The organism is Photorhabdus hindustanensis, from assembly GCF_002968995.1.
In the GTDB taxonomy this organism is placed as follows: domain Bacteria; phylum Pseudomonadota; class Gammaproteobacteria; order Enterobacterales; family Enterobacteriaceae; genus Photorhabdus; species Photorhabdus akhurstii.
The window spans coordinates 53,133-66,166 of record NZ_PUWT01000073.1; the positions used below are offsets into that span (position 1 = coordinate 53,133).

Annotated in this window: 11 protein-coding genes and 2 pseudogenes; 10 read left to right on the forward strand and 3 right to left on the reverse strand. The window is 41.6% G+C overall.

From position 1 onward, the window contains the following. Nucleotides 1-32: 32 nt before the first annotated feature. Nucleotides 33-1,763, reverse strand: a complete 1,731-nt coding sequence (gene argS, locus C6H66_RS21890; protein WP_046397692.1) for an arginine--tRNA ligase — start codon at nucleotides 1,761-1,763, stop codon at nucleotides 33-35. Nucleotides 1,764-1,991: 228 nt separating this feature from the next. After that, nucleotides 1,992-2,730: pseudogene (locus tag C6H66_RS21895) on the reverse strand (cyclase family protein). A 488-nt stretch (nucleotides 2,731-3,218) separates the two neighbouring features. Here C6H66_RS21895 and C6H66_RS21900 point away from each other — a divergent pair. Both C6H66_RS21900 and C6H66_RS21905 read left to right on the forward strand, forming a co-directional pair. After that, nucleotides 3,219-3,773, forward strand: coding sequence for a cytochrome b (locus C6H66_RS21900; RefSeq protein WP_046397693.1), 555 nt, complete (start codon nucleotides 3,219-3,221; stop codon nucleotides 3,771-3,773). A gap of 26 nt (nucleotides 3,774-3,799) precedes the next feature. Then, a complete protein-coding gene (locus C6H66_RS21905) occupies nucleotides 3,800-4,378 on the forward strand; it encodes a YceI family protein (protein ID WP_105396715.1) in 579 nt (192 codons plus the stop codon). Between the two features lie 233 nt (nucleotides 4,379-4,611). Here C6H66_RS21905 and C6H66_RS21910 read toward each other — a convergent pair whose 3' ends face one another. Beyond that, nucleotides 4,612-4,983: a LecA/PA-IL family lectin gene (locus C6H66_RS21910; RefSeq protein ID WP_036814270.1), complete on the reverse strand. Its 372-nt coding sequence runs from the start codon at nucleotides 4,981-4,983 to the stop codon at nucleotides 4,612-4,614. A gap of 989 nt (nucleotides 4,984-5,972) precedes the next feature. Between C6H66_RS21910 and C6H66_RS21920 the strand changes: the two genes are divergently transcribed. The 8 genes and pseudogenes from C6H66_RS21920 to tssI form a co-directional block, all read left to right on the forward strand. Next, nucleotides 5,973-6,245 (forward strand): PAAR domain-containing protein, encoded by a 273-nt coding sequence (locus C6H66_RS21920; protein WP_105396716.1) that lies wholly within the window; start codon nucleotides 5,973-5,975, stop codon nucleotides 6,243-6,245. A gap of 11 nt (nucleotides 6,246-6,256) precedes the next feature. Beyond that, entirely contained in the window at nucleotides 6,257-6,373 is a 117-nt protein-coding gene (locus C6H66_RS27055; protein ID WP_248000778.1) for a type VI secretion system baseplate subunit TssF, read from the forward strand. Between the two features lie 19 nt (nucleotides 6,374-6,392). Continuing rightward, on the forward strand, nucleotides 6,393-8,012 hold the full coding sequence (locus C6H66_RS21925; RefSeq protein WP_248000779.1) for a type VI secretion system baseplate subunit TssF: 1,620 nt from the start codon (nucleotides 6,393-6,395) through the stop codon (nucleotides 8,010-8,012). Nucleotides 8,013-8,036: 24 nt separating this feature from the next. Next, nucleotides 8,037-9,920, forward strand: a complete 1,884-nt coding sequence (locus C6H66_RS21930) for a lipase family protein (RefSeq protein ID WP_105396717.1) — start codon at nucleotides 8,037-8,039, stop codon at nucleotides 9,918-9,920. Beyond that, nucleotides 9,917-10,663: a hypothetical protein gene (locus C6H66_RS21935; protein ID WP_105396718.1), complete on the forward strand. Its 747-nt coding sequence runs from the start codon at nucleotides 9,917-9,919 to the stop codon at nucleotides 10,661-10,663. The genes C6H66_RS21930 and C6H66_RS21935 overlap by 4 nt, the downstream gene beginning before the upstream one ends. Nucleotides 10,664-10,690: 27 nt before the next feature. Continuing rightward, nucleotides 10,691-11,426 (forward strand): annotated as a pseudogene (locus tag C6H66_RS21940) (hypothetical protein). A 77-nt stretch (nucleotides 11,427-11,503) separates the two neighbouring features. Then, nucleotides 11,504-12,250: a hypothetical protein gene (locus C6H66_RS21945; RefSeq protein WP_105396719.1), complete on the forward strand. Its 747-nt coding sequence runs from the start codon at nucleotides 11,504-11,506 to the stop codon at nucleotides 12,248-12,250. A gap of 91 nt (nucleotides 12,251-12,341) precedes the next feature. After that, nucleotides 12,342-13,034: type VI secretion system tip protein TssI/VgrG (tssI, locus tag C6H66_RS21950; protein ID WP_146111094.1), on the forward strand; the 693-nt coding region annotated here is incomplete at its 3' end.

The following is a 13,034-nucleotide window of genomic DNA, read 5'->3' on the forward strand; positions in this document are numbered from 1 at the left end:
ACGCCAATTTTCAGAAAACAGCGATTATCCTGTTACATCCGTTCTACCGTCTCAATGCCCAAAGTATTCAGACCTTGTTTCAATGTCTTAGCGGTCAGGAGCGCCAGTTTCAGGCGGCTTTGACGCAACTCTTCACTTTCAGCATTGAGGATCTGGCAGTGTTCATAGAAGCTAGAGAACAGACCGGCCAGATCGTACAGGTAAGCACACATAACATGTGGCGTACCTTCACGAGCGACGGTGGTGATGGTCTCTTCAAATTGTAACAAACGGGTGGCTAATGCTTGTTCACGCTCTTCATTGAGGATAACGGGTAATGTCAGGCTGCTTTCATCAATTTCCGCACGCTTGAAGATGGAGGCAACACGGGTGTAGGCATATTGCATATAAGGTGCGGTATTGCCTTCAAAAGCGAGCATATTATCCCAATCGAAGATGTAATCTGTGGTACGACTTTTGGAGAGATCTGCATATTTCACGGCTCCGATACCTACAGCTTCAACCACTTTTTTCAGTTCATCTTCTGGCATATCCGGGTTCTTTTCACGGATAAGGGTATTGGCACGTTCAATGGCTTCGTCCAATAGATCGGTCAATCTGACCGTACCACCGGCGCGAGTTTTAAATGGTTTGCCATCTTTACCCAACATCATGCCGAACATATGGTGTTCCAGTGACACGGATTCTGGCACATAACCAGCTTTACGAACGATGGTCCAGGCTTGCATCAAATGTTGATGTTGACGGGAGTCGATGTAGTAAAGAACGCGGTCAGCGTGCAGGGTTTCATAACGGTATTTCGCACAGGCGATATCTGTTGTGGTGTAAAGATAACCCCCATCTTTCTTTTGGATAATAACGCCCATCGGTTCACCTTCTTTGTTTTTATATTCATCAAGGTAAACCACGGTTGCGCCATCGCTTTCGACTGCCAGTCCTTGCTGTTGCAGATCAGCGACAATACCGGGCAGTAGATTGTTGTACAGACTTTCACCCATGACAGAATCTTTAGTCAGCGTGACATTCAGACGATCATAGGTTTGTTGATTTTGGGCCATCGTGATATCCACTAGCTTGCGCCACATGGTACGGCAATATTCATCACCGCCTTGCAGCTTCACCACATAGCCACGGGCGCGGATGGCGAACTCTTCATCTTCATCGTAATTCTTTTTCGCTTCGCGATAGAAAGCTTCCAGATCGGATAATGCCATATCACTGGCATTTTCATTTTGCACTTTTTCCAGATAGGCAATCAGCATACCAAACTGGGTTCCCCAGTCACCCACATGGTTAGCGCGGATAACCTTATGACCGAGGAATTCAAGTGTACGGACGGCAGCATCACCAATAATAGTGGAGCGCAGATGGCCAACGTGCATCTGTTTCGCTACATTGGGGGCGGAATAATCGACAACAATAGTTTGTGATTCGGCTGGAGTAACGCCCAGTTTCTCATCTTTCAGGGCAGTTTCGATATTCGCTGCAATCCACGCTTGATCAAGGAAAATATTGATAAAGCCGGGGCCGGCGATTTCAACTTTACTGGCGATACCTTGCAGATCTAGCAGGCTAACAACTTTTTCTGCCAGTTGTCGGGGGGGCATACCCACTTTTTTCGCGGCGGCCATCACTCCATTGGCCTGATAATCGCCAAACTGCGCTTTCGCGGATTGGCGGATGTGAGCTTCGCTGTCGGCTGGAGCACCTGCTGCAATCAGCGCCTGGCTGACTTTTTCTGAAAGAATCGCCTGAATATTCACCTGGTTACCTTAAATGACGAACAAGAAATAGGTATATTGTAGCAAACAATATCCTTTGCAAAATGGTTCATAAGAAAAAACGGCGGGTTTTATACCATATTCAACACATGACATACCACTTTACTGTTGCTTTGTGCCAAGTTGCGAAGAGAAAAAACGCGTTTCCTCGAAAAATTATGATCGTGACTATAATGCCGTAATAAATATACGGCATAAGAGAATGAACGGTCATGGAAGTATGGCAAACGAACGAACAGGAAAACCAGAGGCTTTTTTAGGTTTGGCTACGATATTAAAAATGACTGCGCCACGTACAGGTACTTGGTCTAAGTTCGCCAACAGTTCTATCTGATAAGTATCTTGCTTTAAGACATAATCTTCGCCCAACAAGGCATTATTCTTTCTAAAGTCTTTAGCGGCGTCGGTATCAAATGTTTCATGTCCAATGGCTTTAACATGACGCTCCTCAAATAAAAATTTAAGGGCATCTACTCCCCACCCAGGTATTTGGTTATTGCCTGAATCATCTTTATTGTCCATTTTTTCCTGGGATGGCCAGCGTTTACTCCAATCCGTTCTGAGCGCAACGAAAGTACCTGCCTCAATAACGCCATATTCTTCTTCAAATTTAAGAATATCTTCTTTAGAGAGTGAAAAGTTAGGGTCCTGTTTTGCTCTTTCTGATTGATCAAGCACGATTAAAGGTAAAACCAATTCTTTTAATTCCAGTTCATCAACATAACGGGTATTCGGAACAAAATGACAGGGAGCATCAATGTGAGTCCCATATTGGCCGGGAAAAGAAAATTTCTGAACAAAAAAGCCATCTTTATAATCAAAAAGTGTTTTAAATTCTGCTGAATCAAGCATAAAAAAAATGTGGAGAATCTTTATCGAAGCTATGCGTCAAGTCGACCCATTTTTTTGATTTCAGCAAAGTGAGTGCTTGTAAAATGCTATTTGACATAAAAAACCTCATTTTTGATAATTTATTGATGTTATTTTTACCACTATTACATGATTAATGCTGTAAGATTTATTGCCGTAAATAGTGATGTACCTCATGTTTTATTCACTTTTATTGTTCCAGTAATGAACATACGAAATAAAGGCATGTTTGTGTTAGGCTCGTCGGGTACGAGTACATCAGATTATTTTTTTTATAAACGGAAAATTATAAAGAAATAATATATTTGATTTTTACATTAGTTAAAATTCAAAATCAAATATAATAAAAAAATATATATTATATGTTTTTGGGGCATTATTTTTAATGTGATTTATTTCTATCTTATTGTTATTTAATGTTTTTTATTTTAAATGAATTTCATTGATTAAAATTGAAAATCTTTTGCAAATTATTTGTTGAAATTTTTAATAAAAAAGAAATTAATATCGTTTATGATTTAATGAATCCCGAAAAGCTCATCAGCATTGATCTAAAAAGGAACGACTATGCTTTGGAAGAATACTTCTAACCAATTTGGTCATTTATCTGTCCTGCTACACTGGCTGGTTGCCTTGGTCGTGTACGGCATGTTTGCGCTAGGGCTGTGGATGGTGACATTGGGGTATTACGATACGTGGTATCATAAAGCACCTGAAATTCATAAAAGTATCGGAATAGTACTGCTGATAGTGATGGTTGTACGTGTTATCTGGCGTTTTGTTTCTCCACCACCCAAGCCATTAACCAGTTATAGCCGCTTAATCAGAGTCAGTGCTGTTTTAATGCATATTTTGTTGTATATCTTACTGTTTAGCATTTTGATTAGTGGTTATTTAATTTCGACTGCTGATGGACAGTCAATAGCTGTCTTTGACTGGTTTACTGTGCCAGCCACATTAACGGGTCAGGGCGAACAGGCAGATACTGCTGGAATGATTCATCTTTACCTTGCCTGGGCGGTAGTAATTTTATCGCTATTACATGCTGTTGCGGCATTAAAACACCATTTTATTGATCGTGATGCAACCTTAAAGCGGATGCTAGGTTTCCGTCCTGAATAATACAAAAGACGATTATGGAGAAGAATATGTTGAAGAAGACATTACTTGGTCTGACTGCGGGTGCATTGTTACTGAATGCAGGTTCGGCATTAGCTGCCGATTATAAAATTGATATACCAGGCCAGCACGCCTTTATTCAATTCCGTATTCAGCATTTGGGATATAGCTGGCTATATGGAACATTTAAAGATTTTGATGGTTCTTTCACGTTTGATGAGAAAAACCCGGCTGCGGATAAAGTTGATGTGACAATCAAAATAGCCAGCTTGGACACTAACCACGCTGAACGTGATAAGCACCTGCGTGGTAAAGATTTCTTTAATACGGATAAATATCCTGAAGCAAAATTCACCTCAACCGCAGTGAAAAAAGAGGGGGATAAATATATTGTTACAGGTGATCTGACTTTAAACGGTGTGACAAAGCCCGTGGTACTGAATGCAGAACTACTGGGTGAAGGTAAAGATCCGTGGGGTGGTTACCGCGCAGGTTTTGACGCTTACGGTAAAATCAAACTGAAAGACTTTAATTTCCAAAAAGATTTAGGGCCTAAATCACAGGAAGCGGAATTACTGATCTCTATCGAAGGCGTCCGGGAAAAGTAATACGCTGATTACTTAATTCAGTAGTGTAATTTATTAACGGCTGCGCATTGCGTGGCCTGTTTTGTTAGTACAAGGGTGGAATGCTTACTTTCAAGTAGCTTTAAAAGTCGGGGAGTTTTTGAATGCTTAATGCGGCCTTTTTCTTATCTGCCAAGTGAAATGATGTGATTTTTCACTTGGCATGATATCAATGGGACTGTTTATTATATTGGCAATACGTATTCATATAGTTTTTATTTTTTTTCCTCCAGAGGAGAATGCCGAGACTCTATTATAACATCGACACGAAACTCTCCAGAGTTATCGTAATATACACCGGGTGTATCAGAGAACAGAAGTACCAATTCACCATCTACGGGAACCGTTTTATGGAGCACGCCATTACCAATCCTATAGGTTTTGCCACCAATTTTTGCAACGAGATTGTATTCTGGATTTGTAGAGAGCGTGATGCTACCCTGAGGTGCGGATATCATATTATTTTCTTTGCCGTATCTCACCCATCCGTTAGCGACAATAGATATGATGTCTCCTTGTTTGAGAATAAGTCCTGTGGATTTACCGTTTTCAGCGTTAGCTGGAACACTTCCAGACCAATTAGACATAGTATTACCTCTGAAATTATGTTTTATGGAAATAAATTTTGCCAAAGATGCTTACATATTTGACTAAAATATAATTTATTTTCTTTATGACAGGGTTTCAATGGGAAAATTAGAGTTTGTGATCTGTATCAATTACAATAATCTTTATATCGATGGTTAATTTTAATATTGTAATTTTTTCTTTCTGCGTTTTTTATAGAATATTAATTTTATGTTGGAATAATAAATTTATGGTTATCTTTGATTTTAAATGATTATAACGAATCATTAGAATAAAAGAGAATGATTCCATTTTTAATTTCTTGATCTAATTATGTCAGAAAACCAAAATTTTTCTTAATTCCCATTACGTGCATAAATTGTGTAAAATAAAATAGTTACAGTAAATTATGGATAGATAGTGTTTCTTGTATGGAGCAGTTATTTATTACCACAAAGTTGGCGTTTCACACATTGGATTGCTGTTGATTTATAAAAAAGGTATACAGGATGATCTGAGTGAATCAGAGAAGGTAGTTATTAATCGATAGGATTACGTTTATGGCTGTTGAATCATTAGGACATTTTTATTCTTAATAGGAAATCGGTTAACATTGGGATAAAATAAGTAGGGTAAGATGGTCAATATATCCGGCAATTAAATCATCCATTATATTTACAATAACTTAATCTTTTATTGAGTTTGTAACAAAGTGTTACAAATTTCTATTTTTTGTAAATGAAAAAAATGGAAATTATTTCTTGCTATTTGATGATAATTTAATAATTATGACCGAATCTCCTTCATCTAAGTAACATGAAGGAAATTTTGACTCCTGTTCCCTTATTCAAAGGGATTAATTGATAGGAATACATTATCTGTCTTCCTGTCATTCAACTCGCTATTACCCACGGCATAAGCGGTGCTTTTTGTCGATGGTAATAAGATTTTTATTGCCTTAATTCTTGGGTAAAGAAATCAATCAGTTCCATTTTCTGGCAGGAGATTTATGTTGAAAAATATCATACGACAAGGTGACAAAACCTCTCATGGTGGTTCGGTGTTAGCCGGTGATGAGCGTTTTCAGGTTTTGGGCAAAGGGGTAGCGCGGATTAATGATCCGGTGTCCTGTCCAATGTGTGGCGGGAATCAATCCATTGCGGAAGGAACTTCGTCCGTAGTCGGAACTAATCAACAAGGGCTTGCGCTGGAAGGTATGAAAACCTCTTGTGGAGCAGTCTTGATCGCTTCGCAAACATTTTCCCAGATAAAAACCTTATAGGACAGTGTGTTATGAATAAAAAACAGTCTCTATTCCTACAAGAATTGCAATATATACGGCAATTGGCGCAGGAAGTCGCAAAAAAAAATCCGCATCTGGCAGATTTTTTTATCCGAGGGCGCCGGTGATCCAGATATTGAGCGAGTGATGCAGGGCTTTGCGCTGTCAGCCTCCCGTATTCGCGAAAAGATTGAGGATGAGTTTCCCGAACTCACATCAGGGATGATGGCACATATTTGGCCATATGCCATGTGCCCGGTCCTGCCCACCAGCATCGTTCAATTTTCACCCGCTGGGAAACATCACCTGGCCGCGCTAACGCTACCCGAAGGGACGTTGGTTTCTGCCGGGGAAGGAGAAGAAGAAATCCGTTTTGAAACCTGCTGCCCTCTGCATATCGAACCACTGGCGGTGATTGACCGGCAACTGAACGCAACCCCAGAGTACAGTGAGATAACGCTAACACTGCAATGTTCGGAGAATACCTCAGAGTGGCTAAGCCAACCGCTGCATTTCTTTCTGGGCAGCGATCGTCTGCAAGCCGCTGAATTAGCCTTATGGCTTGACTTTCATCTGTGTGATGTCTTTTTGCGAACACAGGACAAAACCATCACGCTTGATAGAAGTTACCCAGTCCCGGCATTGTGGGGAACCGCACGGCAGGTTGCCATCCTGCCGACGATGAAAACCACGCCATACTCTATCTTGCAACTGATGACTGAGTACTATTACCTTCCCCATGTACATGATTTTGTGACGATTGATATCAAGAAAGATCGTCGATTGGTGGAGTTGAACGCAGACCGGACATTCGAGCTGATTTTTCGGTTTGATGGTCATCTGATGCTAAACGATATTTCCCAAACCTTTCTGTTGGATTGCGTGCCGGTAAGACATCTGGAGCCGATGAGTACGAAGATCTCGGTAAACAGTGAAGCCAATCATTATCAAATCCCATTGGATTCGACTAAGCAACTATTCAAACTGAACCACGTTTACACATCAACTGAGCCGGAGCAGGAGCGCGGGCAACCCTACCGCTATCTGCCTATCAAAGAGTTTATTCCAACCGTCCATTTTCTGCCGGACGCCGAGTTTCTTTACTATTATCAGCTTAGGACGGAACGCGATATTTTGCAGCGAACCCTGCAACATCTTCACTTCTTTGATTGCAATGGCAAACCAGCGGATAACCTGCCGCCACAATCCATTTTTTGTCAATTTACCGGTTATCGGACACAAGCCGCTAATCTGGGTATCAGTGCTATCAATCAACTGGGGGAAAATGCCTCGGGGCTGCAAGTCAGCAATATCACCCCGGTTTCTGCCTGCCATCCATCAATAACGGAGGATAAGGAAGATAGATCGAACTGGAAAATCATCTCTTTCCTTTCCATGTCACCCTGGATGGCTTTTCACACTGATTCGTTAAAAGACCTTATCAGGCTATTCGATTTCTCCTACGACGAGTCATTAAGCAAACGTATCCAGGAACATATCGACGGTATCGTTCGACTGGACAACATCCTAATAGATCGTCTGGACAAAGGGGTTCCAGTGCGGGGCCATCAACTCGTCCTGACATTGAACCCGGATTGTTACGCCAGTCAGGGGGAGATGCATCAGTTCAGTCTGGTGGTGTCACGCCTGATGACGCTTTTCATCAGCATGAGGGCTTTTGTGATGATGAAAGTGATTGATAGCCAGACGGGAGAAATTCTGTGGGATTTTCACCACATGATGTTCGGGCTGCGTGCCTATCTGTAATAGTAAACAAAGGAAACAACACTGATGAGTACATTAGATCCGCGAGAATGCTTCGATTGTAGGCTGTTGAAACACTGGGTGGAATTTCAGTTGGTGGATGAACAGGGGAAGCCGCTGGTTAATATGCCTTATAGCCTGATAAGCAAGGGGCTACCGAATTATGTGCGCAAAGGGAAGACGGATGGTTTCGGGGTGCTCAGGGAAGAAGACTTGTCAGCTCATCCCGTGACATTGTATATCCACGCCCAATCGTTGGCCGATGAGATGGAACAGCGTCCGTTGCGGGAAAAACGGGGGGAAGAGGCTTCGGTGGTGAAGCCAAAAGCGGAAGCTGAAGGCCATCAATATCGCTATGTGACTATCGGGCAGATCAGTGATGGGTTGCCAGTGATTCAAGGGTGGGACCCTAAAGACATCCCACCGCCCTATCATTTCCCAGATCCGGAACCCAAAGGGCTTTATTCCCGTCCGCTCAACTGTCGGCATGTGCTGGAGGTATGTCCATTCCGGGCTTGGGTTCTGCTGCTACACCATCAAAAAGAGTATTCCATTGTGAATGCTTATAACCAGTGTTTGATGAGCGTGCTGGCCTATGCCGATGGGGATGTCAATGTAGCAGGCTCCGTTAAACACTTTTTTAACCGGCAAATGGTGAATGTTTCAAAATTGCCCTATAAAGTGGAAACATTGTCAGCAACGCCTGTCGTTTACGATGTGCCGTTTAGTGAACGTTACATTCAGGTGGAATTTATTGATTCATCAAATATTGATGGTGTAGGAGGTGATACCCAACTGTTTTATGTGGCTAGTAAAAACGATGTGATTATCAGTTGGCGAGGCACAGCCAGCAAGGAGGATATCCTGACAGATGCTACGTACCAACCTTTGGGGTTAGATTGCGATGAAAAAGCCCTATGCAGCGGGTTTATTCATAATGGCAAAGTACATAAAGGTTTTTGGGAGGCATTTAATCTAGTTAGCAAGTTAAGAGTCCCCAGTGATACACTTCAAGAAGTATTCACCGATATTACCAAGTTGGCTCAAAATAAAAGATTGTTTGTCTGTGGTCACAGTTTAGGAGGTGCATTGGCATTACTACATTGCGCACAACTGAAAGAATATGATCCGTGTCTTTACAGCTATGGAATGCCCCGGGTGTTGACTGTTAGTGCGGTACAGGAACTGGCAAATATCACCCATTACCGTCATGTGAATGAAGATGATCCTATTCCTTCTTTACCACCGGAAAAAAATCTGGATAACTGGTTATATAATTGTTGGGGACCACTCGGTTATCTATTCAGCCCTATTGAATTACTGGATTTTACTAAAAGTGGTGAAATTTTCCTGCATCACGGAAAAATAGTGCACTTTTGTAAAATCAATCTGGTTATTGAATGGCTGGAAGAGCGTAACCCAAGCAACCATATACGGCTCAGAACCACCTTACCTACTAAAACAAAGCTATATTTAATCCCATCGTTGAACAGTGAAACGGCGCATAATATAAAGAGTGCTGGTGAGATTCAAAAAGGATTTTTTAAGCAAATAAGTGATGCGGATAAAGCCAAATGGTTTCCGTTGAATGAGAATCCGACCGAAAAAGATGCCTTAGGTTTCCCAGCTCACCGTTCAAGGAAATATGCCTGCTACATTGGCGCACGACTGGCAGAATTGATTGCACCGGGTAAATACCATTTTTTCCGAGATCAAGAACAGTTATTTGAAAAGACTCTAAATGAGAGGGCCGATATTGTTGCAGATATTCGGCAACGCGATGCACTATTTTTACAGATAGATCATCAATTAAAGCAAACTCTGATTTGCACTCAACAAAATAAACATGGACTATTGGCCTTAACACGCTATACGGATAATACCGTAGAGATTGAGGAAGATTTACTATGACAAATATCAAACAATGTTTATTAGTCTTGTTAATCACATTAATATCAGGCTGTGCTGATCCTAGCGAACCGCTTTCTCCTCCTAAAGAGAATCAGTGGATAACCGTAGAAGGGGTAGCGCCAAAATATACCGAACCGCATGTATCCGCTGTGTATATCTCAAAAGATTGCCTTAAATATCGTCTGGATTCCAATATGTCGCCTTTTAAAGTACCGACTTATAACGGATTACGTTTGGAGGATATAAAGGCTGATCCGCAAACTGGTTACTTTCAAGCGAAATTACCTTTTAATGGTGGAGGACGATGTAAATGGAAGATTGATCGAGCCTTTGTGTCGGTCAGTTATACCGATGTCCATCATCTGGTGAGAGATGCTATTCCGTATTCGGGAACCGGCTTAACTGCGTTTATTAATGATGCTGTCCAGACGAATATTAGTGAAACTGCGGCATTAAATACTATTAATTTTAGCCCCATCATCTACCCTGTTTTGGAAATGGTTGAAGGATTTCCTAAAAGCGTATATTTACAAGGTGAAGTATCAAAAATGCGCTCCTTTCGACTGAAATTAACTCCAGGAGCTAAATGGAAAATTATCTTTAAGCCTAAATTGGATGAAACCAAAATGGCGAAAGTCACTGTGACTAATGGGAAAGGTGAGTGGGTTGAATATCCGGGCGGCAAGATTGATAAGGGTACTCAATTAGTGGATTTTCGGTTCATGTACATGAATATGAAGTAACGCCGTAGGAATTGAGGAAAACTTACCATGATAAACATCAAGCAATACTTATCGATCTTATCCGTGATTTTAATATCAGGCTGTGCTGATTCTAATGAGCCGCTTTCTCCGCCCAAAGAGAATCAGTGGATCACAGTGGAGGGGGTAGCACCGAAATATACCGAACCTCATGTGTCCGCAGAGTATATCTCAAAAGATTGCCTTGAATATCAGCTACATGCTGACATGTCACCTTATAAAGTGCCAACCTACAACGGGCTTCGTCTGAAAGTGGCAGTTGATCCGCAAACCGGTTACTTTCAGACGAAATTACCTTTCAATGGCGGAGGACGGTGTAAATGGAAAATTAACCGAGCCTTTGTGTCAGTCAGTTATACCGATGTCCATCATCTGGCAAAAGATGCTGTTATATATGAAGGAGGAGGAGGAACTGGTTTGACTGCATTTATCAATAATGCAGCTCAAACAGACGGTGATGAGACCTCTGCATCGAATATCCTGAATTTCAGCCCTGTCATTCATCCTATCCTGAAAATAGTTGAGGGGTATCCAAACAGAATATTCTTACAAGGTGAAGTCGACGTGCGTTCTTTCCGGCTAACTTTAGTACCAAAAGCTGAATGGAAAATTATCTTTAAGCCTAAACTAGATGAAACCAAAATACCCAAGATCACGGTGACTAAAAAAAAAGGAATGGGTTGAATATCCTGACGGGAGTATTAAAACCGATACTCAACAAGTCAACTTCCGATACATAAAATAAGCAAATTGCAATTTCAAAAGCAATCTAGCCCTAACACGCTATATAGATAACTCTGTAGGAATTGAGAAAAGTTTACCATGATAAATATTAAACAATACTTATCGATCTTATCAGTGATTTTAATATCAGGCTGTGCTGATCCAAATGAGCCGCTTTCTCCGCCCAAAGAGAATCAATGGATCATCGTAGAAGGGGTAGCGCCAAAATATACCGAACCACATGTGTCCGCAGAGTATATCTCAAAAGATTGCCTTGAGTATCGTCTGGATTCCAATATGTCGCCTTTTAAGGTACCGACTTATAACGGATTACGTTTGAAGGATGTAAAGGCTGATCCTAAAACCGGTTACTTTCAGGCGAAATTACCTTTTAATGGCGGTGGCCGGTGTAAATGGAAAATTAATCGAGCCTTTGTGTCAGTCAGTTATACCGATGTCCACCATCTGGTGAAAGATGCTATTCCGTATTCGGCAACCGGTTTAATCGCATTTATCAATGATGCTGTCCAGACAAACATTAGCGAAATGCCCGCATCGAATACGATTGATTTTAGCCCGGTTATTTACCCTGTTTTGAAAGTAGTTGAAGGTCGACCAAACCGGGTATTCTTACAAGGCGAAGTATCAAAAATGCGCCCTTTTCGACTTATGTTAACTCCAGGAGCTAAATGGAAAATTATCTTTAAACCTAAATTGGATGAAACCAAAATGGCGAAGGTTACAGTGACTGACGGGAAAGGTGAATGGGTTGAATATCCGGGCGGCAAGATTGATAAGGGTACTCAATTAGTGGATTTTCGGTTCATGTACATGAATATGAGGTAACGCTATCAGAATAGCTTATTTATTTCTAATCAGATTAACAAGGTTATGTCACCAATTTCATAAACATCAACATCAGAAATAAGGAGTCCATATGAACGATGGATTACACTTTCTCTGTCATATTACCGATTTGCCGGAGAAAACTTTTGCGGTAGCTGAATTTTCTTTACAGGAGGAATTATCCGAATTATTTACCCTATCCTTAACGCTGGTCAGTAAACGGGCCGATATTGATCTGGAATCACTGTTATTACAATCGGTGAAATTCCGGGTGATTTTCAACGATGTTGAGCAACGTCAGGTTAGCGGCGTTGTCACACAGGCTATACGGGGGGATACGCATGCTCATCGCACTATTTATTCCCTCACCGTCCAGCCCGCGCTCTGGCGGATGAATTTGAATCAGGACAGCCGGATTTATCATCGGCAAAGCGTGCCGGAGATCCTCAAGAGTTTACTGAAAAAACATTGCATCCTGTTCGATTGCCAACTGGATGAGTTTCATTACACACGGGAGTATGTGACGCAAAAACGGGAGTCCGATTATGCCTTTTTTGCCCGGTTAGTTGCCGAAGAGGGGCTGAATTTCTGGTTTGAAGACGACAAGCTGTTTTTCAGCGACAGCCATTTAGGGATGACGGCCAATTTACCGCTGGTCTACAACCCGCAGATAGAGACGGCCACGGAAATGAATGTGGTTAATCAGGTGCGTCTGGGGGTCTCCATGACCCCGAATCGGGTCATTTATAAGGACTATAATCCCCAGAATCCCGCTTACCGCCTG

Excerpts from the sequence above, each read along its gene's own strand:
- C6H66_RS27055 (WP_248000778.1), top strand. The coding sequence starts at position 6,257 with ATGAATAAAAAACAGTCTCTATTCCTACAAGAATTGCAATATATACGG.
- C6H66_RS21930 (WP_105396717.1), top strand. The coding sequence starts at position 8,037 with ATGAGTACATTAGATCCGCGAGAATGCTTCGATTGTAGGCTGTTGAAA.
- C6H66_RS21925 (WP_248000779.1), top strand. The coding sequence starts at position 6,393 with ATGCAGGGCTTTGCGCTGTCAGCCTCCCGTATTCGCGAAAAGATTGAG.
- C6H66_RS21945 (WP_105396719.1), top strand. The coding sequence starts at position 11,504 with ATGATAAATATTAAACAATACTTATCGATCTTATCAGTGATTTTAATA.
- C6H66_RS21920 (WP_105396716.1), top strand. The coding sequence starts at position 5,973 with ATGTTGAAAAATATCATACGACAAGGTGACAAAACCTCTCATGGTGGT.
- C6H66_RS21905 (WP_105396715.1), top strand. The coding sequence starts at position 3,800 with ATGTTGAAGAAGACATTACTTGGTCTGACTGCGGGTGCATTGTTACTG.
- C6H66_RS21900 (WP_046397693.1), top strand. The coding sequence starts at position 3,219 with ATGCTTTGGAAGAATACTTCTAACCAATTTGGTCATTTATCTGTCCTG.
- C6H66_RS21910 (WP_036814270.1), bottom strand. The coding sequence starts at position 4,983 with ATGTCTAATTGGTCTGGAAGTGTTCCAGCTAACGCTGAAAACGGTAAA.
- C6H66_RS21935 (WP_105396718.1), top strand. The coding sequence starts at position 9,917 with ATGACAAATATCAAACAATGTTTATTAGTCTTGTTAATCACATTAATA.